The organism is Sandarakinorhabdus glacialis, assembly GCF_014643455.1.
Lineage (GTDB): Bacteria > Pseudomonadota > Alphaproteobacteria > Sphingomonadales > Sphingomonadaceae > Sandarakinorhabdus > Sandarakinorhabdus glacialis.
The window spans coordinates 17238-42697 of the sequence record NZ_BMJM01000010.1 but is presented as its reverse complement, the minus strand read 5'-3'; the positions used below and the strand labels follow the sequence as shown (position 1 = coordinate 42697).

Annotated in this window: 29 protein-coding genes; 12 read left to right on the top strand and 17 right to left on the bottom strand. The window is 66.1% G+C overall.

Annotated features, from left to right (window positions below; all coding sequences use genetic code 11):
* Positions 1–10 precede the first annotated feature (10 nt).
* The 4 genes from IEW98_RS13030 (at position 11) to IEW98_RS13015 (ending at position 3065) form a co-directional block, all read left to right on the top strand.
* Positions 11–1327: an MFS transporter gene (locus IEW98_RS13030; RefSeq protein WP_188763420.1), complete on the top strand. Its 1317-nt coding sequence runs from the start codon at positions 11–13 to the stop codon at positions 1325–1327.
* 65 nt (positions 1328–1392) lie between these two features.
* A complete protein-coding gene (locus IEW98_RS13025) occupies positions 1393–1725 on the top strand; it encodes a YMGG-like glycine zipper-containing protein (RefSeq protein WP_188763418.1) in 333 nt (110 codons plus the stop codon).
* A 127-nt stretch (positions 1726–1852) separates the two neighbouring features.
* Positions 1853–2467, top strand: a complete 615-nt coding sequence (locus tag IEW98_RS13020; protein ID WP_188763416.1) for a glutathione S-transferase family protein — start codon at positions 1853–1855, stop codon at positions 2465–2467.
* A 19-nt stretch (positions 2468–2486) separates the two neighbouring features.
* Positions 2487–3065 carry a class I SAM-dependent methyltransferase gene (locus IEW98_RS13015; protein WP_188763415.1) on the top strand — a complete coding sequence of 193 codons (579 nt, stop codon included), beginning with the start codon at positions 2487–2489 and terminating at the stop codon, positions 3063–3065.
* A gap of 139 nt (positions 3066–3204) precedes the next feature.
* Here the strand turns inward: IEW98_RS13015 and IEW98_RS13010 are convergent, their stop codons facing one another.
* From IEW98_RS13010 to IEW98_RS13000, 3 genes are read right to left on the bottom strand one after another with little or no spacing between them, the layout of a single operon-like run.
* Entirely contained in the window at positions 3205–3873 is a 669-nt protein-coding gene (locus tag IEW98_RS13010) for a TPM domain-containing protein (RefSeq protein WP_188763413.1), read from the bottom strand.
* Entirely contained in the window at positions 3873–4706 is an 834-nt protein-coding gene (locus IEW98_RS13005) for a TPM domain-containing protein (protein ID WP_188763411.1), read from the bottom strand. The genes IEW98_RS13010 and IEW98_RS13005 overlap by 1 nt, the downstream gene beginning before the upstream one ends.
* A 5-nt stretch (positions 4707–4711) precedes the next feature.
* Positions 4712–5311, bottom strand: a complete 600-nt coding sequence (locus tag IEW98_RS13000) for a LemA family protein (RefSeq protein ID WP_188763409.1) — start codon at positions 5309–5311, stop codon at positions 4712–4714.
* A 141-nt stretch (positions 5312–5452) separates the two neighbouring features.
* On the opposite strand from IEW98_RS13000, the gene mscL reads away from it, so the two are divergent.
* From mscL to IEW98_RS12980, 4 genes are read left to right on the top strand one after another with little or no spacing between them, the layout of a single operon-like run.
* On the top strand, positions 5453–5884 hold the full coding sequence (gene mscL, locus IEW98_RS12995; RefSeq protein WP_188763407.1) for a large conductance mechanosensitive channel protein MscL: 432 nt from the start codon (positions 5453–5455) through the stop codon (positions 5882–5884).
* A gap of 16 nt (positions 5885–5900) precedes the next feature.
* Complete coding sequence (locus IEW98_RS12990; RefSeq protein ID WP_188763405.1) at positions 5901–6485, top strand: hypothetical protein; 585 nt, start codon at positions 5901–5903, stop codon at positions 6483–6485.
* Between the two features lie 19 nt (positions 6486–6504).
* The gene (locus tag IEW98_RS12985) at positions 6505–6945 is read left to right on the top strand and encodes an META domain-containing protein (RefSeq protein WP_188763404.1); all 441 of its coding nucleotides are present in this window, start codon (positions 6505–6507) and stop codon (positions 6943–6945) included.
* The gene (locus tag IEW98_RS12980) at positions 6946–7365 is read left to right on the top strand and encodes an META domain-containing protein (RefSeq protein WP_188763402.1); all 420 of its coding nucleotides are present in this window, start codon (positions 6946–6948) and stop codon (positions 7363–7365) included.
* Between the two features lie 80 nt (positions 7366–7445).
* On the opposite strand, the gene IEW98_RS12975 is transcribed toward IEW98_RS12980, so the two are convergent.
* On the bottom strand, positions 7446–7979 hold the full coding sequence (locus IEW98_RS12975; RefSeq protein WP_188763400.1) for an SH3 domain-containing protein: 534 nt from the start codon (positions 7977–7979) through the stop codon (positions 7446–7448).
* 46 nt (positions 7980–8025) lie between these two features.
* Here IEW98_RS12975 and IEW98_RS12970 point away from each other — a divergent pair, with 46 nt between their 5' ends.
* Complete coding sequence (locus IEW98_RS12970; protein WP_188763398.1) at positions 8026–9033, top strand: 2-hydroxyacid dehydrogenase; 1008 nt, start codon at positions 8026–8028, stop codon at positions 9031–9033.
* A 234-nt stretch (positions 9034–9267) separates the two neighbouring features.
* On the opposite strand, the gene IEW98_RS12965 is transcribed toward IEW98_RS12970, so the two are convergent.
* Complete coding sequence (locus IEW98_RS12965; protein ID WP_188763513.1) at positions 9268–10686, bottom strand: NAD(P)H-dependent flavin oxidoreductase; 1419 nt, start codon at positions 10684–10686, stop codon at positions 9268–9270.
* A 168-nt stretch (positions 10687–10854) separates the two neighbouring features.
* Between IEW98_RS12965 and IEW98_RS12960 the strand changes: the two genes are divergently transcribed.
* The gene (locus tag IEW98_RS12960) at positions 10855–12384 is read left to right on the top strand and encodes a phospholipase D-like domain-containing protein (protein WP_188763396.1); all 1530 of its coding nucleotides are present in this window, start codon (positions 10855–10857) and stop codon (positions 12382–12384) included.
* Between the two features lie 44 nt (positions 12385–12428).
* Positions 12429–13064: a CAP domain-containing protein gene (locus IEW98_RS12955; protein WP_188763394.1), complete on the top strand. Its 636-nt coding sequence runs from the start codon at positions 12429–12431 to the stop codon at positions 13062–13064.
* A gap of 191 nt (positions 13065–13255) precedes the next feature.
* Here the strand turns inward: IEW98_RS12955 and pnp are convergent, their stop codons facing one another.
* The 9 genes from pnp to IEW98_RS12910 all read right to left on the bottom strand — a co-directional run bounded on the left by pnp (position 13256) and on the right by IEW98_RS12910 (position 20004).
* Positions 13256–15625, bottom strand: a complete 2370-nt coding sequence (gene pnp / locus IEW98_RS12950; RefSeq protein WP_188763392.1) for a polyribonucleotide nucleotidyltransferase — start codon at positions 15623–15625, stop codon at positions 13256–13258.
* 187 nt (positions 15626–15812) lie between these two features.
* Positions 15813–16082, bottom strand: a complete 270-nt coding sequence (rpsO, locus tag IEW98_RS12945; protein WP_188763390.1) for a 30S ribosomal protein S15 — start codon at positions 16080–16082, stop codon at positions 15813–15815.
* Positions 16083–16097: 15 nt separating this feature from the next.
* Entirely contained in the window at positions 16098–17000 is a 903-nt protein-coding gene (gene truB, locus IEW98_RS12940; protein ID WP_188763388.1) for a tRNA pseudouridine(55) synthase TruB, read from the bottom strand.
* An 85-nt stretch (positions 17001–17085) separates the two neighbouring features.
* Entirely contained in the window at positions 17086–17379 is a 294-nt protein-coding gene (locus IEW98_RS12935; RefSeq protein WP_188763386.1) for a nucleotidyltransferase family protein, read from the bottom strand.
* A gap of 34 nt (positions 17380–17413) precedes the next feature.
* Complete coding sequence (locus IEW98_RS12930; protein ID WP_188763384.1) at positions 17414–17716, bottom strand: hypothetical protein; 303 nt, start codon at positions 17714–17716, stop codon at positions 17414–17416.
* Positions 17713–18255 (bottom strand): GNAT family N-acetyltransferase, encoded by a 543-nt coding sequence (locus tag IEW98_RS12925; protein ID WP_243450756.1) that lies wholly within the window; start codon positions 18253–18255, stop codon positions 17713–17715. Before IEW98_RS12925 ends, IEW98_RS12930 begins: the two co-directional genes overlap by 4 nt.
* Positions 18245–18700, bottom strand: coding sequence for a 30S ribosome-binding factor RbfA (gene rbfA / locus IEW98_RS12920; RefSeq protein ID WP_188763382.1), 456 nt, complete (start codon positions 18698–18700; stop codon positions 18245–18247). The genes IEW98_RS12925 and rbfA overlap by 11 nt, the downstream gene beginning before the upstream one ends.
* Before the next feature lie 40 nt (positions 18701–18740).
* Positions 18741–19517, bottom strand: a complete 777-nt coding sequence (locus IEW98_RS12915; RefSeq protein ID WP_188763380.1) for a YkgJ family cysteine cluster protein — start codon at positions 19515–19517, stop codon at positions 18741–18743.
* On the bottom strand, positions 19507–20004 hold the full coding sequence (locus IEW98_RS12910; RefSeq protein WP_188763378.1) for a YkgJ family cysteine cluster protein: 498 nt from the start codon (positions 20002–20004) through the stop codon (positions 19507–19509). The genes IEW98_RS12915 and IEW98_RS12910 overlap by 11 nt, the downstream gene beginning before the upstream one ends.
* Between IEW98_RS12910 and IEW98_RS16800 the strand changes: the two genes are divergently transcribed.
* Positions 19998–20120, top strand: coding sequence for a hypothetical protein (locus IEW98_RS16800; protein ID WP_279380376.1), 123 nt, complete (start codon positions 19998–20000; stop codon positions 20118–20120). The genes IEW98_RS12910 and IEW98_RS16800 overlap by 7 nt on opposite strands.
* A gap of 225 nt (positions 20121–20345) precedes the next feature.
* Here the strand turns inward: IEW98_RS16800 and infB are convergent, their stop codons facing one another.
* Genes infB through nusA form a run of 3 tightly spaced genes read right to left on the bottom strand, consistent with a single transcriptional unit; the run spans position 20346 to position 25459 of the window.
* Complete coding sequence (gene infB, locus IEW98_RS12905; protein WP_243450755.1) at positions 20346–23117, bottom strand: translation initiation factor IF-2; 2772 nt, start codon at positions 23115–23117, stop codon at positions 20346–20348.
* Positions 23118–23127: 10 nt separating this feature from the next.
* A complete protein-coding gene (locus IEW98_RS12900; protein ID WP_188763376.1) occupies positions 23128–23913 on the bottom strand; it encodes a DUF448 domain-containing protein in 786 nt (261 codons plus the stop codon).
* Positions 23900–25459: a transcription termination factor NusA gene (nusA, locus tag IEW98_RS12895; RefSeq protein ID WP_188763374.1), complete on the bottom strand. Its 1560-nt coding sequence runs from the start codon at positions 25457–25459 to the stop codon at positions 23900–23902. Before nusA ends, IEW98_RS12900 begins: the two co-directional genes overlap by 14 nt.
* Position 25460 lies beyond the last annotated feature (1 nt).

Here is a 25460-nt window from a genome sequence, read left to right as displayed (position 1 = left end):
GAGTGCTGGTTTGACGATCAAGCGCGGCGTGTTGGCGGCTTTTGCCGCGCCTTGCCTGCCGATTGCGGCGGTCGGCTTGCCGGTGGTGGTCTATCTACCGCCCTATTATGCCGGCACGCTGGGGCTCGACCTCGCGGTCGTCGGGATGCTGTTTTTCCTGGTGCGGGTGGTCGACGTGCCGCTCGATCCGTTTATCGGGCATATGCTCGACCGGACCGAGACGCGCTTCGGGCGGTTTCGGCCGTGGATGGTGGCGGGCGCGCTGTTGATGATGGCGGGCGTGTTCGCGGTGTTCATGGCGAGCCCGGGGTTGAGCCCGATGCGCGCGTTCGGCGGGCTGTTCCTGATGTATGTCGGATTTTCGGCGGCGGTCGTGTCGCATACTGCGTGGGGGGCGGTGCTGTCGGACGATTATCACGAGCGCTCGCGGGTGTTCGGCTGGTGGCAGGCGAGCAACCTGGCGGGACTGTTGCTGATCCTCGCGGTGCCGCCGGCGGCGCAATATCTGGCGGGCAGCAATGATCCGTCGATCGGGGTGCACGCGATGGGCTGGGTGATCATCTGCACGCTGCCGCTGGCGGTGGCCTGGACGGTGCTGAGGGTGCCCGAGCGGGCGCGCAAGGGCGGCGAGCATCACCGGCTGTCCGACATATGGGGCGTGGTGAAGCTGCCGCTGTTGCGCCGGTTGCTGCTGATTGACCTGCTGTCGTCGCTGGCGCCGGGGCTGGGCGGGGCGCTGCTATTGTTTTTCTTCACCTCGGCGCGCGGCTATACGATGGCACAGTCGAGTTCGATGCTGCTGTTCTATTTTGCCGCCGGCATGGTGGCGGCGCCGTGGTGGGCGAAAATCGCGCGGCGCACGTCGAAGCACCGCGCAATCATGTGGGCGCTGGTGGTCTATGCGGTCATGCAGAGCCTGATCGTGGTGCTGCCGCGGGGCAATTTCTGGCTGGCGGCGGCGGGGCTGGGGCTGGCGGGCATTCCGGCGGTGGCGCCGGCGTTCCTGCTGCGGGCGATGCTGGCCGACCTGTCGGATGCCGAGACGGTGCGGACGGGACACGAGAAGACCGCGCTGTTCTATGCGGCGCTCGTGGTGGTGCAGAAGCTGGGATACGCGATCCCGGTCGGTGTCAGCTATGCCCTGTTGGGCCTGATCGGGTTCGAGCCCGAATTGACGACGCGCAATTCGCCGGATGCGATCCTGGGCCTGATAGTGTTGTTCGTGGTGCCGCCGGCGCTGCTGGCGCTGGCGGGCGCAGCGGTGGTGCGGGGTTGGCCGATCGATGCCGATACACAGGCACGCAATGCAGCTGCTTTGGCCGAGTGAAGCCGATTTTGGAACCGTAACGGGTCTGGATGGTTTTTGGGAATACTGTTCTGGAGAAAAAGAAGATGATGACGATCAAGATGACGGTCATGGCACTGGCCGCGGTAACGGCGCTTTCGGGTTGCACGACCGACCAGTACGGCAACCGCAACACCGAGGGTAATCGCGCCCTGACGGGCGCCGCGATCGGTGCGGCCGGTGGTGCGGCGGTCGGCGCGCTGACGGGCGGCAACGTGCTGGCCGGCGCGGCCCTTGGGTCCGCAGCGGGCGCCGTGCTGGGTGTGGTGACCACCGACAAGAACCGGTACGAGGATCGCAGCGGCCAGCGTTATTATTACGATGATCGCGGCCAGTATTATTACGATCGCGACAACCGCAAGCGGTACATGAACCGCTAGACCCTAGCGTTAGCCAGATCCCAGCGTTAAATTGTCGTGACCAGGGCGGCGGCGTGATTGACGCCGCCGCCGCTGCTGCTCATGGAGGGACCGCGCCGGCACCCATGCCCGGCTGGGGAGAGCCGCCATGAGACTGCACGATTCGATCGGACCCAATCCGCGCGTGGTCCGGATGGCGATTGCCGAAAAAGGCATGACCGTCGACCGCGTGACGGTCGACCTGTTGGCCGGCGAGAACCGGCGCGCCGAATATCTTGCCAAGGTGCCGCATGGCGGGCTGCCATGCCTCGAACTGGACGACGGGACGATCGTCAACGAGATCACCGTCATCATCGAATATCTTGAGGAAGTGCAGCCGGATGCGCCGATCATCGGATCGACGCCCGCGCATCGCGCCGAGACGCGCAAATGGACGCGGTGGATCGACCTGCACATCGCCGAGCCGTTGACGACGGCGTTTCGTGCTGTCGAGGGCCGGCCGCTGTTCAGCAACCGGATGAGCTTGCTGAGTGCGGACGCGGCGGCCGAGTTGAAGGCCATCGTCCAGGAGAAATACCTGTTTCTCGACGCGCAGATGGCAGGGCGGACGTTCGTGTGCGGCGAACGGTTCTCGCTGGCCGACCTGATGCTGCTGGCGTTCGTCGAGTTCGGTGCCAGCGTCGGCCAGCCGATTCCGGCAGCAGCGACATGGTTGCCGGAATGGCATGCACGCGTTGCTGCCCGGCCCAGTGCAGCGGCTTGAGACGATCGAGAGCGCCCTTATGACCGTCCAGCGCGGGCGGCCGCGCTTGTTGTTCGCACGCAATTTTTTCGCCAATCCGCGCGGCGTCGGGTCGGTGATCCCGAGCTCGCGGCGGCTGACCCAGCGGATGATGGCGGCGGTCGATTGGACGACGGCGCGGACGATCGTCGAATATGGGCCGGGGACGGGCGTGGTGACGCGCGCCGTGCTGGCGCGCATGGCGCCCGAGGCACGGTTGTTCGCGTTCGAGACCAACAGCGAGTTCGTCGCCTATCTGCAGCGCTCGATCGCCGATCCGCGGCTGACGGTTATCGATGGCTCGGCGGAGACGGTGGCGGCGGTGTTGGCGGCGGCGGGGCTGGCCAGCTGTGACGCGGCGGTTTCGAGCCTGCCGTTCTCGATCATGCCGACACGGGTGCGGCTGCGGATCGTGGCGGCGACGGCGGCGGTGCTGGTGCCGGGGGCGCCGTTTGTGGGGTATCAATATTCGACGCGGTGGGTGCGCGAATTGCGGCGGGCGTTCGACCATGTGACGGTGCGGTTCGAGCCAAGGAACTGGCCGCCGGCGTTTGTTTTTGTGGCGCGGCGGGAGGGGTAGGGCGGCGGCTGCTTCGGCGGAGAGTGGGATTTGTTTCGTTCGGGAGTTGCTTGGCACTCCGGTTTGGGTGCGATTCCGGTGATTGGGAGATGGGCCCCGGCCTTCGCCGGGGTGACGGCCGAATTTAGGTCGCGTGATGTCAGATTTCGATGAGGTGGTCGGGGAGTTCGTTGATGTCGTTCGACACCGGCGGGAAGTGGGCGGCGAGGACGTCGCCGGCGAGGTTGATGGCGGCGACCATGCCCTGGGCGGGGTCGCCGGCCTTGATGCCGGTGATGAGGGCCGCGACGGTGGCGGCCCAGTGCTCGGGGGGGACCTTGGCGTAGATGGCGGTGTCGGCGATGACTTCGGCGATGTGTTCGGGTTCGTCGACGTAAATGAGCACGCCGGTGCGGCCGGCGGTGGCCTCGAGACCGCGCGCCTTGAACTGCGTCAGCGCGGCGCGGTGGACGCGGTCGCGGCGCAGGCCGTGCGGGGTCAGGCGGCGACCGAGGCCGGTGTAGTAGAGCAGCGCGAGGACGGCGGCGAACAGCAGCGTTTGTGCAGCGACGAAGATCTCGATGTTGCGCAGGGTGGTAGTGGCGGGGTCGACGGCGTCCCAGTCGAGGAACAGCGTCGCGGGTGACCAGCCGAGATAGACGGCGAGGACGGGCAAAGTGAGCGCGGCGACAGCAGCAGCGGTGAGCGCGGTCGCCGGATAATGGTGATCGGCGGTCGACACGATGACGACGATCTCGCCGGAGGTCATGGCCTCGGCAGCACTGATCGCGGCGCTGACCTTGGCGCGGTCTGTTGCGTTGAAAAGCATTACCAGCTGCCCGACGATCCGCCGCCGCCGAAGCTGCCGCCGCCACCGCCGCCAAAGCCGCCGCCACCACCGAAGCCACCGCCGCCGCTCCAACCGCCACCGCCGCCCCCCCAGCCGCCGAGGCCAGGGCCCCAGATCACTGCGGAGCCGAGGCCGCGGCCGCGCTTGCCGCGCCGCATGGCGATGGCCAGCCAGAAGACGATGATGATGATCCAGACGATGGCGCTGAGGCCGACGCCGCCACTGGCGGGTTGCTGTGCGGTCTGCTGGGCCTGGCTGGCCTGGAGCGCGGCGGCGGCTTGCTGGTCGGCGGGAAGTTCGAGCAGCTTGGCGATGGAATCGGTGCCGGCGACGATGCCGCCCGCGAGGTCGCCGGCCTTGAAAGCCGGGCGAATGTCGCGGCGGATGATCTGCGAGGTTACCGCATCGGTGAGCACGCCTTCGAGGCCATAGCCGACCTCGATGCGGATCTTGCGCTCGGTGGGCGCGACGAGGAGGATGGCGCCGTTGTTCTTGCCCTTTTGGCCGACGCCCCAGCTGCGGCCGAGCTGGTAGCCATATTCGTCGATTTCATAGCCCTGGAGGCTGGGCACGGTGGCGACGAACAACTGGATACCCGTGGTCGTTTCGAGCGCGGCGAGGCGGGTGTCGAGGCTGGCTTTTGTTGCGGCGGGCAGGAGGTTGGCCGTGTCGGTGACGCGGCCTTCGAGCTTGGGGAACGCCGGCGCGGCGAAGGCGGTCGACGCCATCATGAACACCGCGACGATGATCGACAGGATCAGCGCGATCCGGCCGAGCTTGTCGGCAACCCGGTTGTTATGGTCCGAATCCATGGAGATCAGAAGGCGACGGCGGGCGCGGTTTCGGCGTTGACGGTCGTTGCCTTGAACGGTGCGATCGGCTTCGAGCCATAGATGACCTTGGCGGCGACGATCGACGGGAAGGTACGGATTTCGGTGTTATAGCCCTGGACCGCCTCGTTATAGTCGCGGCGGGAGACGGTGATGCGGTTCTCGGTGCCTTCGAGCTGCGACTGGAGCTGCAGGAAATTCTCGTTGGTCTTGAGGTCGGGATAGGCTTCCTGCAGCTGGCGCAGCGGCACGAGGGCGGCGCCGACGCGGCTTTGGGCGGCGGCATAGGCATCGACGGCGGCAGGATCGCGCAGCTGCTCGGTGGTCAGGGTAATGCGGTTGGCGCCGGCACGCGCCTCGGTGACTTCGCGCAGGACATTGCGTTCCTGGGCGGCGGCGCCCTTGACGCTGGCGACGAGGTTGGGGATCAGGTCGGAGCGGCGCTGATACTGGTTCTCGACGTCGCCCCACTTGGCCTTGACGTTTTCTTCCTTGGTCGGGATGGAGTTCATCCCGCAGGCCGACAGGCCGAGCGCCATGCCGGCGACGAGAACCAGGTTTACGGCGCGGTGGGCGAGAATGGCCATGTGTCAGTCCCCTTCAAAACCATCATGGCGCGCGATTGTTGCGGATTTTGCGTTCCGTGTCGGCGCGCGCCGTGGCACAAGTGTGTACCCATGCCAGCGCATAGATAGTGCGGCTGGCCGCGTTGCAACAGGGATTTATTGATGTTTCAGGAGTTCAGGACGTTCCTCGCGCGGGGCAACGTGCTCGATCTGGCGGTGGCGGTGGTCATCGGCACGGCGTTCGGGGCGATCGTGACGTCGTTCACGCAGGACCTGTTGATGCCGGTGATCGGGCTGTTGACCGGCGGCATCGACCTGAGCAGCAATTTCTTCGTGTTGGGAAATATCCCTGCGACCTATAGGGGGTCACCGAATGATTATGCGGCGTTGAAGGCGGCAGGCGTGCCGTTGTTCGGGTTCGGTGCGTTCGTGACCGCAGTGATCAATTTCCTGATCGTCGGGTTCGCGGTGTTCCTGCTCGTCAAGGCAGCCAACAAGGCGATGAGGCCGGCGGCTGTCGTGCCGCCGGGACCGACGCCGAGCGAGGTCCTGCTGGCCGAGATCCGCGACGAGCTGAAATCACGCAAGCCCTGATTGCATGATCGCGGCGATGACGATGCGGTGTTGGTTGCTGGCGGCGGTCGTGGTCGCCGGGCCCGGCGCGGCGCCCCCGCCTGTGGGGCCGACCGCGACGCCGCAATTGTCGATCTTCGGCGATCGCTTCTATCGGGGCGACGCGAAGGTGTTCACGGCGGACGAGGGCGATATCCGGCTGGGGTATGCGCCGCGCAGCGTCAAGGCGGTGGGGCGCTGGCTGGTCTGTTCGGAAGTGCGGTTCGGCGGGCGCTGCATGGAAATCAACCGTGACTATCCCGTCGATGCGGGGCTCGGCATGGCGTTCAACATCCGGTCGTTGCGGCTGTTGGCGGACGGCAGCGGGGCGGGCCGGCCGGCGCCGAACGTGGCGCCCGACGGGCCATCGATGGGGGGCATGTCGGCGAAGTTCTTTCCGGCGCCGCATTATGGTGCCGAGCGCGCGCTGGCGTGCGTCAACGGCGATCCGGACATGAAATGTGCGGCGGAAACGGCGACCGACCTGTGCAAGCGCGCGGGGTATCGGAGCGCCGAACATTTTGCCCTGCAGGCGGAACGAGGTTTATATTATCTCGCGGACGTGCTTTGCGTACGCCGGTAACCGCGAAGGGTAATCGGCCATGAAGACTGTATTGATCGCTGGCGTGTTCCTGCTGGCGGGGTGCACCGCGACGGGTGAAGCGGCGAAAGTCGCGGGCCAGGCTTTGGGCGGCTCGCTCGAGGGTGGGCCGTGGTTGATCACGTCGGTGAATGGCGCGGCGGTCGATCCTTCGGTGCGCGCTGACATTACCTTCGAGCCGGGCGACCAGAATACCAGCGCCGTGTACGGTACCGGCGGCTGCAATCGTTTTCGCGGCGGCTGGAAGCAGAATGGCACTGTCATCGACCTCGGGCCGCTCGCGGGCACCAGGATGATGTGCGAGGACAAGAAGATGAAGGTCGAGGGCCCGGTGATGAGCGGGCTCGATGCGGCGACGGCGGTGGTGTTTGCGGCCGATGGGACGGCGACGCTGACGGCGCCCGATGGCGGCGTGGTGTCGATCCGGCGCGAGAAGAAGTAGTTGCGCATCTGGGCGGCGGCCTGCGCCGGGCTGGCGGCGGCCTGTGCGTCGATGGCGCCGCCGGGATTGGCGTCGCCGTATGTCGTTGCGCTCGATGGCGGGCCGTGGGTGGCGGAGGACATCGATGGCGGTGGGGTGATGGATTACGCCCGGCTCGATGCGATTTTCGACGCGGCGGGCGGCACGTTTTCGGGGCTGGCGGGGTGCAACCGGTATCGCGGGGCGATGAAGCAGGGGGCGAAGCTGCGACTGGGGCCGATGGTGGTCGGGCAGGAGCGGATTTGTGGGCCGGCCTTGCGGGACATGGAGGGAAAGTTCATCGCGGCGCTCGAGGGGGCGCGGGTGGTGGAGATGGATGCGACGGGGGCGGTGTTCTTGCGGGGTAAAGATGGCCGGGTGGTGAAGTTGCGGCGGGAGTAGGGGGGCAGGAAGATACTTCTCTCCCCGCTCGCCGAAGTGGGCGAGTCGCCCTCTCCCTCAGGGGGAGAGGGTAGAGGGATTTAGCCGTTGATGGCTTCGTTGGGGTAGGTGCCCCAGAGGTGGTTGCGCAGGATATAGCCCGAGCGGCCGCCGTTGGAGACGCGGCACCAGACGTTCTCGCAAAGGGTGATGGTGACGACGGCGCCGGGTTCGATGCGCCAGGCGACGCGGGATTGCAGGTCAGGGGCGGTGTAGAGGGTGCGCGGGCCGCTGTCGGCGGCCGGGGTGATGAAGCCGGTGCGTTCCCCCGTCAGCAGCGACTTGTTCATCCAGCCGATGGTGCCCTCGGGATCGCGGACCTGGCGCCAGATGCCGTATTCGCGGACGATCTCCAGCGGTAGGCCGCGGCGTTTGTATTCCCAGGCGATCGGGAAGCGGCGGTCGTCAGGGCCGGTGCGCATCATCGCACTGTTCGATTTCAACGAGACGAAGCGCGGCACGGGGAGGTCGGTGGTGCCGTCGGCGCGTTCCTCGGCGGCAGCCGGAAGCGCGCAGGCAAACCCGATCAGAAGAATCGCTGCGGTGGATTTCAGGGACAGGACGGAATGGCGCACGGCCATGTCTTGACGCACCGGGCGGCGCGGGGCAACCCTTTGCAGCATGGCAGCCGCATCCACCGTTCGTCCTCGCCCCAAGGTCATCGTGACGCGGCGGTTGCCGCAGGCGGTCGAGACGCGGATGGCCGAGCTGTTCGATGTCGAATTGAACCTGACCGACGAGGCGTTTTCGCAAGGCCAGATGGCCGATGCGGTGCGGCGCTGCGACGTGCTGGTGCCGACGGTCACCGACGAGATCGATGCCGGTGTGCTGGCGGCGGCGGCGGAGACCGGGCGGTTGAAGCTGCTGGCGAATTTTGGCGTCGGGGTCGATCATATCGACCTGTCGGCGGCGCGCGCGGCGAAGGTGGTGGTGACCAATACGCCCGGCGTGTTGACCGACGACACCGCCGACATGGTGATGGCGCTGATCCTGAGCGTGCCGCGGCGGTTGGCCGAGGGCGAGAAGCTGGTGCGGTCGGGCGAGTGGCGCGGCTGGTCGCCGACGGGGATGCTGGGGCACCGGATAACCGGCAAACGGCTGGGCATCATCGGCATGGGCCGGATCGGGCGCGCCGTTGCGACGCGGGCGCAGAGTTTCGGGCTGACGGTGCACTATCACAATCGCCACCGGTTGCCGGCCGAAATCGAAGCGGAACTGGAGGCGACGTGGTGGGACAGCCTCGATGCCATGCTGGCGCGGGTCGACATCATCACGATAAATTGCCCGCATACGCCGGAGACGCATCACATGATCGGGGCGGCGCAGTTCGCGCTGATGCAGCGGCAGGCGTATATCATCAACACGGCGCGCGGCGAGATCGTCGACGAGAATGCGCTGTGCGAGGCGCTGGCAGCAGGCAAGATCGCCGGCGCCGGGCTCGATGTGTTCGAGAACGAGCCGGCGGTGGATCCGCGGTTGCTCGATTTGCCGGGCGTGGTGCTGGTGCCGCACATGGGCAGCGCGACGTTCGAGGGGCGACAGGCGATGGGCGAGAAGGTGATCGCCAACATCCGGGTGTGGGCGGATGGGCATCGGCCGCCGGATCAGGTTTTGGAGGGGTGGGCCTGAGCGCGGCCGACGCATAGCGGAGCTATGCGCGGACTCGCGCCAGGCCGGCCGGCGGGGCGGCGCAGGCGAAGCGCGCCGAACCCGTCCGACGGCGTGGGCTTTGCCCACGGTCCTTGCTTGCTTGCTTGATTGCTGCCTTTGCCCCGCACGCTCGCTTTACCGGCGCGATTGCCTCTCGCTCCGCAATGGATGCTGAAACGAGTTCAGCATGACGAAAGCAAGAGAAGTCGCCCCCTACGCCCCGGTCAGGATGCGGTCGAAGAGCTGCTTGACGGTCGGCACGAAGCCGTTGGAATAAAACGGATCGGTGGCGAAGCGATAGGCGCTGTGGCCGCCGAACATCAGGTTCTGCTCGGTATCGCCGCCATGCGAGATGTCCTGCAACGTCTTCTGGATGCAGAAGCTGCGCGGGTCGGCGAGACGCCCGGTGGTGTTGGTGTCGTTGTCCGCCCAGCTCGAAAAACCGCATTGCGACAGGCAGCCCATGCAGTCGGCCTGGTCCTTGCGGATGATGGTCTTTTCGGGCGCGGTAACGAAAACCAGCGTGTTGTCGGGGGTCTTCAGCGCATCGGTAAAGCCGGCGCCGAACCATTCGCGGGCGCGGAGCAGGTCGTCGCGGGTGACATAATAGCTTTTGCGGCCGACGCCGACATCGAGAAGATACTGGTGGTCGCCGGTCGCGGTGGTCGAGAAGGCGACCTGGCGCTCGGAGCGCGATTCGAGATTGCGCAGGAACGGGTTGCGGACGGCGCTGCTGTAGAAGCCGGTCGGCGAGAAATTGTGGAGCAGGATGTCGCCCTTGCTGAGCGTCATCAGCCGCTGTTTCCAGCCTTCGGGGATCGGACTTTCCTGGGTCAGCAGCGGCCGGGTGCCGAACTGAAAGACGATCTGCCCGAGTTCGGGATTGTCGATCCAGTCGGTCCATTCGCCGAGCGCCCAGACGCCGCCGGCCATGATGATCGGCACGCTGTCGGGGATGCCCGATTCGCGCATCGTGGTGCGGACGTCGCGGACGCGGGGGAAGGGGTCCTGCGGCACGCGCGGATCCTCGGCGTTGGACAGGCCGTTATGGCCGCCGGCTAGCCAGGGATCTTCGTAGACGACGGCGCCGAGCCATTCGGGCGCCTTGGAATAGGCGCGTTTCCACAGGGCGCGGAAAGCGCGCGCGCTGCTGATGATCGGGTAATAATAAACGCCGTGATGAGCGGCGATTTCCGACAGCTTGTACGGCATGCCGGCGCCGCAGGTGACGCCGTTGACCAGACCCCTGGTGCGGCCGAGGACGCCTTCGAGGATACGCTGGGCGCCGCCCATTTCCCACAGCACGTTGATATTGATAGCGCCGAGGCCCCGCGAAAGTTCGGGGGCGGCCATTTCATAGGCGCGCTCGATCTGTTGGACGGCGCCTTCGATGGCATAGTCGACGAGTTCTTCGTGGCGCTCGCGGCGGGTCAGGGCGCGGTAGATTTGCGGTATGATGCGGCCGGTGGGGTCGTAGCTGTCGGCGTTGACCGCCGAGATCGTGCCGACGCCGCCGGACATGGCCCAGGCACCGGACGACTGGTGGTTGGTCGCCGCAACGCCCTTGCCGCCTTCGACCAGTGGCCAGACCTCGCGGCCGCCCATGGATATCGTCTTCAGTCCGTTCAGCATCGTCATCCGATCATTCACCGGTCGCCCCCGCGACCGCACCTGCTAGCTATACGGTAATGCCGCGGTAAAAGCGCAGGAAAATGCAATGCATTGCAATTGCGTAACGGTTTTTGGCGCAAATTAAGGTCTGGATGGCGCTGGCGGCGGGAGTTCGTTATGAAATGTGCCATGCTAGCCATTCCAGCGCCGTCACATCCTGTCCTCAGGGCCGGGGAAACCTGCTGGCGGATCGGGCGCGCCGACCGGATGCGGGTGATCATCGATGCGGTCGAATATTTCAAGCAGTTGCGCGCGGCGCTGTTGACGGCGCGGCATTCGGTGATGATCGTCGGCTGGGATTTCGACACGCGGATCGAGCTGGATCGCGATGATGCCGGCGACGGGACGATACCGAACCAGGTCGGGGCGTTGATCGACAAGGCGGTGGCGGACAATCCGGAATTGCAGGTTTACGTCCTGCGCTGGGACCTGCAGTTCGTGAAGACGCCCCTGCGCGGGGCGACGCCACTCGTGGTGCTCGACTGGGTGACCGGCGACCGGACGCATTTCAAGCTCGATGCGCACCATCCGATCAGCGCGTGTCATCACCAGAAGTTGGTGGTGATCGACGATGCGCTGGCATTTTGCGGCGGGATCGACATCACCGACGGGCGCTGGGATACGCCGGAGCATCTTGATGACGAACCGCGGCGGCAGGGGCCGGCGGGCAACGACAATCCGCCGTGGCACGATGCGACGGTGGCCTTGCATGGCCCGGTGGCACAGGCGCTCGGCGACCTGGCGCGGAGCCGGTGGCAGCTGGCGACGGGTGAGATGCCGGCAGCGCCGCCGCCGGGGCTAGATCGTTGGCCGGCGACGCTGGAGCCCGATTTCTGCGACGTCGACGTCGGCATTGCGCGGACCAGTCCCGAATATGAAGGCGCGCCGCTGGTGGCCGAGATCGCGGCGCTGTATTTGGCGGCGATCGCTTCGGCGCGGAACAACATCTATCTGGAAAGCCAGTATTTTTCGGCGCCGGTGGTGGCGGAGGCGATTGCCGCGCGATTGCGTGAGGCGGATGGCCCCGATGTCGTCATCGTCAATCCGCGCACTGCCGATGGCTGGCTCGAGGCAAAGTTCATGGATTCGGCGCGGGCGGTCTTGCTGGCGCGGTTGCGGGCGGCGGATGTTCATGGCCGGCTGCGCTTCTGTACGCCGGTGACGGCGGGGGGCGATGATATCTATGTCCATGCGAAGGTGCTGGTGATCGACGACCGGCTGCTGCGCGTGGGATCGTCGAACATCAACAAGCGCTCTCTCGATACCGATACCGAATGCGACGTGGCGATCGAGGCGAGCGGCGACAATGCCGATGTCTGTGCGAACATTGCCCGGATCCGCAATGCGCTGCTGGTCGAGCATTTGGGGATTTCAGTGGCAGACTGGGAGGCGGCGTTGACGGCGGCGGATGGCCGGCTGGTGGCGGCTCTCGATTCGAAGCTGCGGCCGTCGGGACGGACATTGGCACCGTTCGAGCCCGAGCCGTTAAGCGCTGTCGAACTGGCGCTGGCGGAAACGCAGGTCAACGATGTGGGCCCGGAGGCGTTTGCAGCGAGCCTGGTGGCGCAATTGGCCAAGCCGCTGCGGCGGTTCGTGCCGTGGGCGGCGCTGGCGGCGGGATTGGCGGCGGCGGCGTTTGTGCGGGTGCGGCGAACCTGAGACCGTGCAGCAATAGTTCAGGCTCGGGTGTGTCTGCTGGGGTGATGAACAGGACGATTATGATGCTGGCGATTGCCGGCGCGGTGGTAGTGGCGGCGCCGGTGGTGGCGGCTTCGTTGCCGGACGGCGTGCTGGCCGAGCTCAATTTTGCGCGGACACAGCCGCAGAATTATGCCGGGGCGCTGCGGGCATATCGCCAGAAGTTTCGCGGCAATGTCGTCGAGGACCGGCGCGAGGGGGTGAGCGCGGAAACCGCCGAGGGCGTGCGCGCCGTAGATGACGCGATTGCGTTCCTGGAGCGGCAGGGACCGTTGCCGCCGCTGTCGCGGGGCGATGTGCTGGCGGTGTCGGCGCGCGACCATGCGGCGGCGCAAGGCAAGCGTGGCGATGTCGGGCATCTCTCGGCGGATGGCGCGACGCCCGGGCAGCGGGCGGTGCGGCGCGGCGGGGGGATCTATGTCAGCGAGACGATTTCCTATGGCTCGGCGACGCCGGTGTCGGTGGTGCGGCAGTTTATCGTGGACGACGGGGTGGCGGACCGGAGCCACCGGCGGCTGATTTTTACGCCGAAGATGCGGTTTGCCGGGGTGGGGTGCGGAAAGCACCGGATGTTCGGGACAGTGTGTGTGGTGGATTTCAGTGCTTCGAGGGATGGGAAGCCGGTGGCTGGGGGGCGGTAGATTCGGGGGTATCGGTTCCCCCACCCCGCTCGGCTGGGGCCGAGTCGCCCTCCCCTCAAGGGGGAGGGAGGTAGAGAAAAGGCCGCCCTTTTGGGGCGGCCTTTTTCGTTTGGGAGAGGGGGACGAAAGAAAGTAAGGACCCGCCCCCGACCCCTCCCTAGAAGTAGGGAGGGGGGAAGTAAGTAAGTAAGTTAGTCGCGGGGGCCGGTCAGGAAGTCCGGCAGGCTGCCGCCTTCGTTGGCGTCCTCCCGAGGCGCACGCTCGGGACGTGGGCCGCGGTCGTCACGGGCACCTGCGTCACGGCGTGGGCCGCGATCGCCACCATCACGGCGTGGGCCGCGATCGTCGCTGCGTGGACCGCGGTCGCCTTCGCTCCGGGGACCACGATCACCGCCGTCGCGGCGGGGGCCGCGATCGTAGCGGGGGGCGCGTTCCTCGCCGCCTTCACGGGGCGGGCGGGTGTCGGCGATTTCTTCACCGGTTTCCTGGTCGACGAGGCGCATCGACAGGCGGACCTTGCCGCGATCGTCGATGCCGAGGACCTTGACTTTGACGGCCTGGCCTTCGCTGAGGACGTCCTTGACGACCGAAACGCGCTCGTTCTTGATTTCGGAGATGTGGACGAGGCCGTCTTTGGCTCCCATGAAGTTTACGAACGCACCGAAATCGACCATCGAGACGATCTTGCCGGTGTAGATCTTGCCGACTTCGGCTTCCTGGGTGATGCCTTCGATCCACTTGCGGGCGGCGGCGATCTTTTCAGGATCCGACGAGGCGATCTTGACGGTGCCGTCGTCGTCGATGTCGACCTTGGCGCCGGTCGTCGCGACGATTTCGCGAATGACCTTGCCGCCGGTGCCAATGACGTCACGAATCTTGTCCTTGGGCACCTGCATCGTTTCGATGCGCGGCGCGTGGGAGGACATTTCCTCGCGGGTGTGGTCGAGACCCTTGGCCATTTCGGCAAGGATGTGCTCGCGGCCGTCCTTGGCCTGGTGGAGCGCGACCTTCATGATTTCTTCGGTGATGCCGGCGACCTTGATGTCCATCTGGAGGGCGGTGATGCCTTCCGAGGTGCCTGCAACCTTGAAGTCCATGTCGCCGAGGTGATCTTCATCGCCGAGAATGTCGCTGATGACAGCGAAATCCTTGCCTTCGAGGATCAGGCCCATGGCGATACCCGCCACAGGGCGCGTCAGCGGAACGCCGGCGTCCATGAGGGCAAGCGAGGCGCCGCAGACGGTCGCCATCGACGACGAGCCGTTGGACTCGGTGATGTCCGAGAGAACGCGGATCGTGTACGGAAAGGCTTCCTTCGTCGGCAAGACACCGTTGACGGCGCGCCAGGCGAGCTTGCCATGGCCGATGTCGCGGCGGCTGGGGGCGCCGAAGCGACCGACTTCACCGACCGAATATGGCGGGAAGTTGTAGTGGAGCATGAAGCGCTCGTAGCGCAGGCCGTCGAGGCCATCGATCATCTGCTCGGCGTCGGCGGTGCCGAGCGTCGTGGTGACGATCGCCTGGGTTTCGCCGCGGGTGAACAGCGCCGAACCATGGGTGCGGGGCAGGAAGCCGACGATGGCTTCGATCGGGCGGACGGTGGTGGTGTTGCGGCCGTCGATGCGGATGCCGTCCTTGAGGATGGCGTTGCGGACGATGCTGCCTTCGACCTTCTTGACCAGCTTGGACGCCTTCAGCGCTTCGGCGGGAGCCGAGCCGGCGAAGAGCTCCTTGACGGTGGCCTTGGCCTTGCCGAGCGCCGACTGGCGATCCGACTTGGCGATGATCTTGTAGGCATCGGCGATGGTGTCGCCGACGGCATCCTTGATCTTGGCGAGGGTGCTGGTGCTGTCCTCGAGGTGCAGGTCCCAGGGCTCCTTGGCGGCGTCTTCGGCGAGGCGGATGATCGCCTCGATGACGGGCTTGCCATGGTTGTGGGCGAACATCACGGCGCCGAGCATGACCTCTTCCGAAAGCTCCTTGGCTTCGGATTCGACCATCAGGATGGCGTCATGGGTGCCGGCGGCGACGAGCTCGAGCGTGCCTTCCTTGACCTGGGCCTTGGTGGGATTGAGGATGTACTGGCCATCGATATAACCGACGCGGGCGGCCGAGACGGGGCCCATGAAGGGCACGCCCGACAGGGTCAGCGCGGCGGAGGCGGCGATGAGCGCAACGATATCGGCTTCGTTCTCGGAATCGTACGAGAGCACCTGCGCGATGACGAGGACTTCGTTGTAGAAGCCTTCGGGGAACAGCGGGCGGAGCGGGCGATCGATGAGGCGCGAGGTCAGCGTCTCATGCTCGGTGGCGCCGCGTTCGCGCTTGAAGAAGCCGCCGGGGATGCGGCCGGCTGCCGAATATTTTTCCTGGTAATGGACGGTGAGCGGGAAGAAATCCTGGCCTTCCTTGACGCTCTTGGCAGCCGTGACGGCGCAAAGGACGACGGTTTCGCCGTAGGTGGCGAGAACCGCGCCATCGGCCTGGCGGGCGATGTGGCCGGTTTCGAGGGTCAGCTTGCGGCCGCCCCATTCGATTTCCTGCTTGTGGATGTTGAACATGGGTTCGTCTTTCGTGTGCGCGCTGCGGCCCTATTGCCGAAGCGCTGTGCGGGCTGTTTCAGGCCCGCGGCCTTGTGGCAGTCGGCCGCGTGGTGCGGTCCTTGCTGCGTCCGACACCGACGACCATCGCCGGTGTGCGAATAGAAGAACGGCCCCGGCCAATTCTAGATGGGCGGGGCCGTCCGGGTTACTTGCGAAGGCCGAGCTTCGTGATGAGATCGGTGTAGCGCGACTGGTCGATCTTCTTGAGATAATCGAGCAGCGAGCGACGCTTGTTGACGAGAACCAGAAGACCACGACGCGAGTGGTTGTCCTTGGCGTGGGTTTTGAAATGCTCGGTGAGGTTGGCGATCCGCTCTGTCAGGATCGAAACCTGAACTTCGGGCGAACCGGTATCACCGGTGGCGCGGGCATTGCCCTTGATGACTTCGGCTTTGCGTTCTGCTGTAATCGACATCGGATACTCCTTGAATCAAAGATTGAATCCGCGAAGAACCCGGACCGCTTCTGGGTCGATCTCGACAAGCGCCACAGGAACAGCACCGAGGCAGGCGAGATAGGTGCCGGGTGAGGCGGGGTGCCCGAAAAGCCTGCGCCCCTGTCGGAGTGCCGCCGCCTGTTCGGGATCGATGGAGAGAGCCGGGATGTCGTCCAGCCCCGCCATCAGTGGCAGGAGAACCTGTTCTACGCCGGGCTCTTGCACGAGAGAGGCGAATTTGTCCAGCGATATTGCCTGATCGAGGGTGAATGGGCCGGCTTTGGTGCGGCGGAGCATGGTGACATGGCCGACGGTGCCGAGGGTGAGGGCGATGTCGCGGGCGAGGCTGCGGATATAGGTGCCCTTGCTGACGCTGGCGCTGAGGGTGGCGGTGTCGCGAGTGGTGGCGACGAGTGCCAGGCTGTGGATGGTGATGTGGCGGACGGCGAGTTCGACATGCTCGCCGGCGCGGGCGAGGGCGTAGGCGCGCTTGCCGTCGACCTTCAGGGCGGAATATTGGGGCGGGACCTGGGCGATGAGGCCGGTGAACTGGGGGAGGATCTGTTCGATTTCTGTGAGTGCCGGCCGGCGGTCGGAGGTGGCGGTGACTTCGCCCTCGGCGTCTTCGGTGGCGGTGGCGGCGCCCCATTGGACGGTGAAGTCATAGGCCTTGGTCGCATCGAGCATGCGGCCGGCGAGCTTGGTGGCTTCGCCGATGGCGATCGGCAGGACGCCGGTGGCGAGCGGATCGAGGGTGCCGCCATGGCCGATGCGATCGGGGCGGATGCCGATGCCGCGGAGAATGCGCTTGGTGGCGGCGACGCCCTGGGCGCTGGAGAGGCCGAGAGGTTTGTCGAGGATGAGCCAGCCGTTGAGGGTGGGAGGTGAGGTGGTCAATCTTCGGGTGTCTCTGCGGATGTGAAGGTTATAGCCGGATATCGAACAGCGGCTGTCGCTGGGCCTTCGAACATTAGACCGAGCATCAGAAGATGCGCTGTGCTTCGGCTTCGATGCGAGGGCGAAGATAAGAGTGGAGCGAGCCGCGAGTCATGACATCGGCCTTGTGGTCGAGCAGTGCCTCGAGCGTGTCGCGAATTTCCATGACGCCGAACAGGCTGAGGCGGGGATCGGCGGGGTCGAAGAACAGGTCCACGTCGCTGTCGGCATTGGCCTGGTCACGGGCGGTGGATCCGAACAGGTATAGCGATGCGATGCCGGCGGCGCGGAGCCGGTCGGCGTTATCGGCGAGGATGGAGGTGGCTTCGGCGCGGCGCATTATGGGCTCTGTTAGCATCAAAATGCTGGGAAAGTCACTTCGGCTTTGGCGGCGGGCCGGGGACGGCGGTGAGGGTCTTGATCGGGCAGCGGCCGGCGCGCGTGATGAGCTGGGAGCTGGCATCGAGGCGGCCGCCGGGGCCGGTGCGGAAGCCGAGTTGTTTGCCCAGGTTGAGGATGACGCATGGTCCACGGGTGTCGGCGCGGTACCAGTTATGGGCGCGGTCCTCGAGATAGATGGTGCGGGTGCCGGCGACTTGCCACGACAGGATATTGCCCTGGTCGACGCGCGGGATGGTGACGTTTGCGGCGGCGGCAAGGATCAGCAGAGCGATCATTTGAGCAGGTCCGATTCTTCACCGGGGAGGAGGGAGAAGACGGCGGTGTCGCGGACGTGTCCGGTCCAGGTGATCTTGTTTTGGCGCAGGATGCCGTCGAGCCTGGCGCCGAGCTTGCGGACGGCCGCCTGGGAACGCGTGTTGCGGACATCGATGTCGAAGACGATGCGGACGATGCCGCAGGCGCGGGCGTGGGCGATCATCAGGCGCTTGAGCGCGAGGTTGAAGCCACTGCCGCGCACCGACGGGTGGAGGAAGGTGCCGCCGATGGCGACGCTGCGATTGTGCGCGTCATGGCTGTACCAGCTGGTGCAGCCCACGAGCGTTGCGCCGTCGAAGATCGCATAGACCTGCCGCGCACCTTGCAGCATGATCACGAACTCGCGGTCGAAATGCGCACCGACGAGCGAATACGGGTACATTTCCCAGATTTCGGTGTCGGCGGCGGCAGCGGTTCGCAAGGCCTCGCGGTGGGGTTCGGCGAGGGGTTCGAGACGCAGGTCGCCGTCGGCAAGCGGGATGTAGAGCTCAGTCATCATCGCCGCGCGCGGCGGCTTCCTCGTCGCGGATGTCCGACAACCGGCGCGGTTTTGCGTTGGGCTCGAGATCACGGGCGATCGTCGGCCGGCGCAGGATGGCGTCGATGCGGGCGCCGGCGTCGAAGCTTTCGTCGGCGCGAAAGCGCAGGTCGGGGGTGTATTTGGTCGCGAGTTGCCGCGCCACTTCGCCCCGAAGATAGCGGGCGTGGCCGGCGAGGGCCTTGACGACGGCTTGGTCGTCGCCGCCGCCGAGCGCCTTGATGAACACCGTGGCGTGGCGGAGATCGGCGGTGACGCGGACCTCGCTGACCGACACGATCGTGCGCTGGAGGAGTTCGTCGCGGAGTTCGCCGCGGCCGAGGACTTCGGCGATGGCGTGGCGGACCTGCTCGCCGATGCGCTGGAGGCGGATCGAGCGGCCTTTTTCGTCTGGAGTGGCTTTCATGGCGCGGCTTTAGCAGTCTTGGGCCATGACTGGCAAAGACTCAGGTCGACAGCTTGGCGAGCACGTCGAACACGGCTTTCACAAGCGAGGGGCCGTTGTGCATGGGCGGCGGCGCGGGGTTCTTGGCCGCCCAGTCGAGGGCGTCGGCGAGCAGTACGCGGCGACTGCCCTCCATGACGGCCTCGCTGGCAATCAGTGCCTGGCCGAGGCTACCGCCGAGACGAACCGGGCTGACGTTGTCGCGGGTCGGCCATTCGCAGTTTTCGGCGGGCGAAGTGACCAGATATTCGCGGCAGGCGAGCGGACGAACCGGGTGGATCGAGCGGTTTTCATCGATGAGAAACGGGCAGGGCACGCGGGCAAGGAGATAGGCCATGCCGAACGCCAGCCGATCCTCCATCGTCGCCTCGGTAAAGGCGGCGGGGCCGTGATCGACGCCGGCATCGTCCAGTGCCCGGCGGGCAGCGGCGAAGCGGGTTTCGACTGCATTGCGGTCGGGCTCGGGCATCGCGGCGACGTGGCGGGCGACGGCCCGAGCTTCGGATGGGGCAACCGGGACGGCCTGGCGACAGCAGGCGCCGCAGCCGGCGCGGCACGAGATGGACTTGCCTTCGGCTTCGAGGATGGCGACGGCGCGCGCGCTCATGGCCCCGAGAAAGCCCTGAAAGATCGGCAATAGTGGTTCGAGATCGGTGTTGTCGGTGGGCACAGTGACGGTGATCGGGATGAGATCGTCGCCGATGCGGATGGTGACGTTGCCGGTGGCGGCGGGGCCCGGGACCAGTGTCGCCGACAGGATGACGGGTTCATGCTGCATCGGGGGCACCCGGAAGTTGGGCGATCGTGCTCAGCGCCAGTTCGATGCCGGGGTATTCGGGTGTCGGGGCGGGGTGCTCGGCGGCCCAGGCGAGGGCGTTGATGAGGAGGACGGTGCCATGGCCTTCGAGCTGCTTGCCGCGGCGGGTGAGGGCGGCCGAGGCGTGGCCGGCAAGCGGGACGTCGCGGATGGTGTTTTCGGCAGGGTCCGAGCAGAAAATGGCGGGCGAGGTGACGAGGTATTCGCGGCAGGCGAGCGGGCGATCGGGGTGAATGGTGCAGTTTTCGTCGTCGAGAAACGGGCAGGCGACGGCCATCCGGAAGTAGCTGCGGCCATAGGCGTCGCGGTCATGAGCATTGAGCGCGGCGACATCGGGGGCGTGTGTGGTCAGCCCGGCGGCGGCGAAACGGCTGCGCGCGGCGGCGAAGCGGGCGGTCAGCAGGTCGCGGCGAGGCTGGGGCGGCGGCAGCTTCGCGGGCGATGCCACGCGCGGTCAATTCATCGATGATGGCGTGGAAGATCGGCAGCAGCGATTCGAGCGGCGTGGGGGTGAGCGAGGCGGTGAGCAGCGCCTGGACGGTCTCATCGCCGATCTCGAGGTGATGTTGCCGGTTATCGGGTTCATGCCGTCGCTGGGGGCGGCATGAAGGGTCAGGACGATTTGTTCCATCGCCGTAACTTAACGCGGGGCACGGTGGCAGCAACAGATCCGAAGAATTTGCGGCGGCCGGGGCGTGCTGCTCCGACCGCCGCTTTTCTGGTGCGGGTGGGAACACCCTCACCCGGCGCGCTGGCGCGCGTCTCGCCTCTCCCGCAAGCGGGAGAGGGTTAGAGGGTGCGTTCCCGGCTCTCGACTTCGAAGGTCTCGATGACATCGCCGGGCTTGACGTCCGACGAGCCTTCGATGGTGATGCCGCATTCGAAGCCCGATTTGACCTCGGCGACGTCTTCCTTAAAGCGGCGGAGCGAGGCGATGGCACCGTTGTAGATGATGACATCGTCGCGCATGACACGTGCCCGCAGCGCCTTTTTGATGAAGCCTTCGGTGACGCGGATACCCGCGGCCTTGCCGGTCTTGCCGGCCTGGAAGACTTCGAGGACCAGGGCGCGGCCAACGACGTTTTCGAGGAGTTCGGGACCAAGCTGGCCCGCCATCGCTGCCTTCACGTCGTCGATCAGGTCGTAGATGACGTCGTAGTATTTCAGCGCCACGCCATCGCGCTGAGCGATTTCGCGGGCCTTGGCATTGGCACGGACGTTGAAGCCGATGATCGGCGCGCCGCTGGCTTTCGCGAGCGTCACGTCGGATTCGGTGATGCCGCCGACCGAAGCGAGCAGGACCTTGGCCTTGATGAGGTCGGTCGAGATCTTGTTGACCGCTCCGGCAATGGCTTCGGCCGAGCCTTGGGTATCCGCCTTGATGACCAGCGGATAGACTTGGGCCTTCGCCTGGCGCAGCACCGAGAACATCGTCTCGAGGTTGGCCGGTTCCTGCTCGATGCGCTTGGCGTTGATGACGCCGGCACGGTATTCGGCGACCTCGCGGGCCCGGGCTTCGCTTTCGACGACAGTGACGGGATCACCTGCCGATGGCACGCCGGTGAGGCCGAGGACTTCGACCGGCGTCGAGGGCAGCGCCGACTTCACGCTGGCACCCTTGTCGTCGACCATGGCGCGAACCTTGCCCCATTCCGAACCCATCACGAAGATGTCGCCGGTCTTCAACGTCCCGCGGCGGACGAGGACGGTCGCCAGCGGACCCTTGCCCTTGTCGAGGCGGGCTTCGATGACATTGCCTTCGGCCGGACGATCCGGATTGGCCTTCAGCTCGAGGATTTCCGACTGGAGCATGATCTTGTCGATCAGTTGATCGAGGCCGGTTTTCGCCGTTGCCGAGACTTCGACATCTTGGACTTCGCCGCCCATCGATTCGACCTGGACGTCGTACTGGAGCAGCGCCTGACGGATTTTTTCGGCGTTGGCACCGGCCTTGTCCATCTTGTTGATGGCGACGATCATCGGCACGCCGGCAGCCTTGGTGTGCTGGATGGCCTCGATGGTCTGCGGCATGATGCCGTCATCCCAGGCAACCACGAGCACGACGATATCGGTCACCGACGCACCGCGGGCGCGCATCGCCGTAAAGGCTTCGTGGCCCGGGGTATCGAGGAAGGTGATCTTGTGCTTGTCCTTGGTCAGGATCTGGTAGGCGCCGATGTGCTGGGTGATGCCGCCGGCCTCGCCCTTGACGACATTGGTGCCGCGCAGGGCATCGAGCAGCGAGGTCTTGCCGTGATCGACATGGCCCATGATGGTGACGACAGGCGGCCGTTCGGCGAGGTGATCGTCGACATCGACGCCGCCGACCATGCCGATTTCGACATCGGAATCGGAAACGCGGACGATGTTGTGGCCGAATTCGGTCAACACCAGCTCGGCGGTGTCCTGATCGATTTCATCGACGGCGGCCGAGGGAACGCCCAGGCGGGCGAGCAGGCGGACGACGTTCGAGGTGCGCTCGGCCATGCGGTTGGCGAGTTCGGAGACGGTGATGCGATCCGGGACGGTGACGTCGCGGACCTGCTTGGCCTGTGACCCCAAACGGCCGCGTTCCTTTTCGCGCGAACGGCGGAGCGCCGCGAGCGAGCGGGTGCGGACGCTGTCGTCGGAATCAAGCGCCTTGGTGACGGTCAGCTTGCCCGACTGGCGGCGATCGTCGCCGACCCGAAGGCGTGCTGGCTTGGCGGCGAGCTCGGGCTTGCGGCCGGGGAGGGCCCGGACGCGCAAGCGTTCCTCCTCCTCGTCGAGTTCGACAAGCGTTTGCGGCGTGTCGCTGGCGACCGGATCGGGGCGCGTGGCGAGTTCTTCGGCGGCGTTGCGCTTTTCCTCGAGGCGCAGGCGCTCGACTTCGGCAGCACCGACGCGGGCGGCTTCCTCGCGGATGCGGGCTTCCTCGGCGGAGCGCAGCCGATCTTCCTCGGCCTGGCGGAGGAGGAGGGCCTGGCGTTCCTGGCGGGTCAGCAGGTCGACGGGAGCCGGACGGCGGGGTTCGGGAGCGCGGGCCGCCGGACGCACGGGGGGCCGTGCGGCAGGGGTAGCGGCGACCGGACGCGGTGCGGGTGGTGCGGCGACCGGGGGTGCCACGGATGCCGGGGCCTCGACCTTGGGTTCGGGAGGCTTCGGCGCCGGAGCGCGCTCAACCGGGCGGAACATGATCGGGGCTGGCGCGGCGCGTGCGGGCTCGGCGGCTGGAGCGGATGCTTCGGCGACGGGCTCGGGGCCGGCGACAACAGGCGCTGGTGCCGGCGTCGGTGCTGGAGCCGGTTCCGGCGCGCGGGCGACAGGTGCCGGCGCGACAGGTGCTGCGATTGGCGGGGCAACGGTCACCGGTGCCGGCGCTTCGACGACGGGTGCCGGCGGCGGGGTTTCGACGGGCACGGGATCGCCCGGGCGATGCAGGACGCGTGCACGCTTCACTTCCACGACCACCTGCTTGGTGCGGCCATGGCTGAAGCTCTGTTTCACCTTGCCGACTTCGACCGCCTTGTTGAGGCCGAGGGGGGCACGCATGCCGAGCTTGGGTTTGTTGTCATCACTCATACGGTCGCGCCTAATGCCTTTTCGGTCCGGCTTCGGCAAGCGCCGAACCGGTTGTGTTGCTCTCGGAGTCGGTAGAGGCCGCTTCCGTCTGTTCGTCTTCGTCGTCTGCTCGGTCCACCTTGATGCCGTTGAAGGCGGCCCAGCGTTCCAGCGCCTCGATGACCCGGGCTGCGCTGGCGGCGTCGGATATCGCGGCATGTACTACATTTTCGCGGCCAAGGGCCATCGACAATCGGTCGCGTCCCACCGGCAACACGATGGAGACCGTCCCCGGCGAAGCGCCGCGGCGGCGAGATTCGAGCTTGCCCATGCCGTCGGCTTTTGCGTCTGCCGCGTGGAGCAACAGCCGGACCTTGCCTTTCAGGATTGCTTCCCCGACCCGCTCATGTCCCCAGATGAGGTTGCCGGACTTGTTTTCCAAGCCCAGGCGATCGAGCGCGCGGCGTTCGAGGCCGGCGGCGATCTGGTCGGGGAGGTTGTCGGGGACCTTGAGGCTGTTCGACTTGAAGGCGCGGGCGAGGGCGCCCTTGAATTTGCCGCCACCTTTTCCGGACGCCATTGCGGCTTCGAGCAAGGCACGATCGGCGACGATCCAGGCACCGCGACCGGGCAGTTTCGTCGACAAATCGGCGGCGACCTGCTCGTCGGGACCGACGGCGAGGCGGATCAGCACGCTACGCGGGCCGTGGACGCCGGTCAGGATGCAGCGGCGCTCGGGCAAAGCTATGCCGTCAGCGTCCACTGCGGGCGCGTCATCGACTGGAATGTCGGACGTCAGATGTTCATCGTGTTCCATCCGCGGGTGCGACCTCCGCGGCAGAATCTTCTGCTTCAAACCAGTGCGCGCGCGCCGCCATGATGATGCGGTTGCCGTCGTCTTCCGAGATGCCGAAATCCTTGAGGATGCCGGTGTTCTTGGCGACGAGTTCATCGGTGGCGAGATCGCCGAGATCGTCGAGGGTCTTGATGCCCTTCTTGCCGAGCGCGACGAGCATCGCTTCGTTCAGGCCTTCGATGGCGGCGAGATCGTCGGAGACGCCGAGTTCCGAGCGTTCGGCGCGGGCAGCGGCTTCGCGGCGTTCGAGTGCCTCGATGGCGCGCTTCTGCAGCTCGCCGCCGAGATCTTCGTCGAAGCCTTCGATCGACGCGATTTCGGACAGGTCGACGTAAGCGACCTCTTCAAGCTCGGAGAAGCCTTCGGCAACCAGCAGCTGGGCGAGGGTTTCGTCGACATCGAGTTCGGATTCGAACATTGCCGATTTCTCGGTAAATTCCTTCTGGCGGCGCTCGGATTCGTCGGCCTCGGTCATGATGTCGATCTGGCGACCGGTCAGCTGCGAGGCGAGGCGAACGTTCTGGCCGCGGCGGCCGATGGCGAGCGACAACTGGTCATCGGGGACGACGACATCGATGCGATTGTCTTCCTCGTCCATGACGACCTTGGAGACTTCAGCGGGCTGGAGCGCGTTGACGACGAAGGTTGCGACGTCGGGCGACCAGGGGATGATGTCGATCTTTTCGCCCTGGAGCTCTTGGACAACCGCCTGGACGCGGCTGCCCTTCATGCCGACGCAGGCGCCGACTGGATCGATGCTGGAATCGCGGCTGATGACGCCGATCTTGGCGCGGCTGCCGGGATCGCGGGCGACGGCCTTGATCTCGATGATGCCGTCGTAAATTTCAGGGACTTCCTGGGCGAACAGCTTCTTCATGAAGTCGCCGGCGGAGCGCGACAGGAAGATCTGCGGGCCGCGCGCTTCACGACGCACGCTGCTGATCAGCGCGCGGACGCGGTCGCCGGGCTTGAGGACTTCGCGGGGGATCTGCTGGTCGCGGCGGATGACGCCCTCGGCCTTGCCGAGATCGACGACGACGTGACCGAATTCGGCGCGCTTGACGAGGCCGGTGATGATCTCCCCGGCGCGGTCCTTGAATTCTTCGTACTGGCGGTCGCGCTCGGCATCGCGGACCTTCTGGACGATGACCTGCTTGGCGGCCTGGGCGGCGATGCGACCGAACTCAACCGGCGGCAGCGGATCGACGATGAAATCGCCGAGGGCTGCGGTCTTGTCCTTTTTGAGAGCGTCCTTGAGCGAGACCTGCTTGAAGAAATCCTCGGGCTCTTCGACGACTTCGAGGACGCGCCACAGCCGGGTTTCGCCGCCCTTGGGATCGATCTTGGCGCGGATGTCGTTTTCGGCGCCATAACGGGCCCGGGCGGCGCGCTGGATAGCGTCCTCCATGGCTTCGATGACGATCATGCGATCGATCGACTTTTCACGCGCCACCGCATCGGCGATGGCGATCAGTTCGGCGCGGTTGGCGGTGATGGCAGTGGCCATG

Coding starts and splice junctions, on each gene's coding strand:
- IEW98_RS13025 (WP_188763418.1), top strand. CDS start 1,393: ATGATGACGATCAAGATGACGGTCATGGCACTGGCCGCGGTAACGGCG.
- IEW98_RS13020 (WP_188763416.1), top strand. CDS start 1,853: ATGAGACTGCACGATTCGATCGGACCCAATCCGCGCGTGGTCCGGATG.
- IEW98_RS13015 (WP_188763415.1), top strand. CDS start 2,487: ATGACCGTCCAGCGCGGGCGGCCGCGCTTGTTGTTCGCACGCAATTTT.
- IEW98_RS13010 (WP_188763413.1), bottom strand. CDS start 3,873: ATGCTTTTCAACGCAACAGACCGCGCCAAGGTCAGCGCCGCGATCAGT.
- IEW98_RS13005 (WP_188763411.1), bottom strand. CDS start 4,706: ATGGATTCGGACCATAACAACCGGGTTGCCGACAAGCTCGGCCGGATC.
- IEW98_RS13000 (WP_188763409.1), bottom strand. CDS start 5,311: ATGGCCATTCTCGCCCACCGCGCCGTAAACCTGGTTCTCGTCGCCGGC.
- mscL (WP_188763407.1), top strand. CDS start 5,453: ATGTTTCAGGAGTTCAGGACGTTCCTCGCGCGGGGCAACGTGCTCGAT.
- IEW98_RS12990 (WP_188763405.1), top strand. CDS start 5,901: ATGACGATGCGGTGTTGGTTGCTGGCGGCGGTCGTGGTCGCCGGGCCC.
- IEW98_RS12985 (WP_188763404.1), top strand. CDS start 6,505: ATGAAGACTGTATTGATCGCTGGCGTGTTCCTGCTGGCGGGGTGCACC.
- IEW98_RS12970 (WP_188763398.1), top strand. CDS start 8,026: ATGGCAGCCGCATCCACCGTTCGTCCTCGCCCCAAGGTCATCGTGACG.
- IEW98_RS12965 (WP_188763513.1), bottom strand. CDS start 10,686: ATGCTGAACGGACTGAAGACGATATCCATGGGCGGCCGCGAGGTCTGG.
- IEW98_RS12960 (WP_188763396.1), top strand. CDS start 10,855: ATGCTAGCCATTCCAGCGCCGTCACATCCTGTCCTCAGGGCCGGGGAA.
- IEW98_RS12955 (WP_188763394.1), top strand. CDS start 12,429: ATGAACAGGACGATTATGATGCTGGCGATTGCCGGCGCGGTGGTAGTG.
- pnp (WP_188763392.1), bottom strand. CDS start 15,625: ATGTTCAACATCCACAAGCAGGAAATCGAATGGGGCGGCCGCAAGCTG.
- rpsO (WP_188763390.1), bottom strand. CDS start 16,082: ATGTCGATTACAGCAGAACGCAAAGCCGAAGTCATCAAGGGCAATGCC.
- IEW98_RS12935 (WP_188763386.1), bottom strand. CDS start 17,379: ATGCGCCGCGCCGAAGCCACCTCCATCCTCGCCGATAACGCCGACCGG.
- IEW98_RS12930 (WP_188763384.1), bottom strand. CDS start 17,716: ATGATCGCTCTGCTGATCCTTGCCGCCGCCGCAAACGTCACCATCCCG.
- IEW98_RS12925 (WP_243450756.1), bottom strand. CDS start 18,255: ATGATGACTGAGCTCTACATCCCGCTTGCCGACGGCGACCTGCGTCTC.
- rbfA (WP_188763382.1), bottom strand. CDS start 18,700: ATGAAAGCCACTCCAGACGAAAAAGGCCGCTCGATCCGCCTCCAGCGC.
- IEW98_RS12915 (WP_188763380.1), bottom strand. CDS start 19,517: ATGCAGCATGAACCCGTCATCCTGTCGGCGACACTGGTCCCGGGCCCC.
- IEW98_RS16800 (WP_279380376.1), top strand. CDS start 19,998: ATGCCACGCGCGGTCAATTCATCGATGATGGCGTGGAAGATCGGCAGC.
- infB (WP_243450755.1), bottom strand. CDS start 23,117: ATGAGTGATGACAACAAACCCAAGCTCGGCATGCGTGCCCCCCTCGGC.
- IEW98_RS12900 (WP_188763376.1), bottom strand. CDS start 23,913: ATGGAACACGATGAACATCTGACGTCCGACATTCCAGTCGATGACGCG.
- nusA (WP_188763374.1), bottom strand. CDS start 25,459: ATGGCCACTGCCATCACCGCCAACCGCGCCGAACTGATCGCCATCGCC.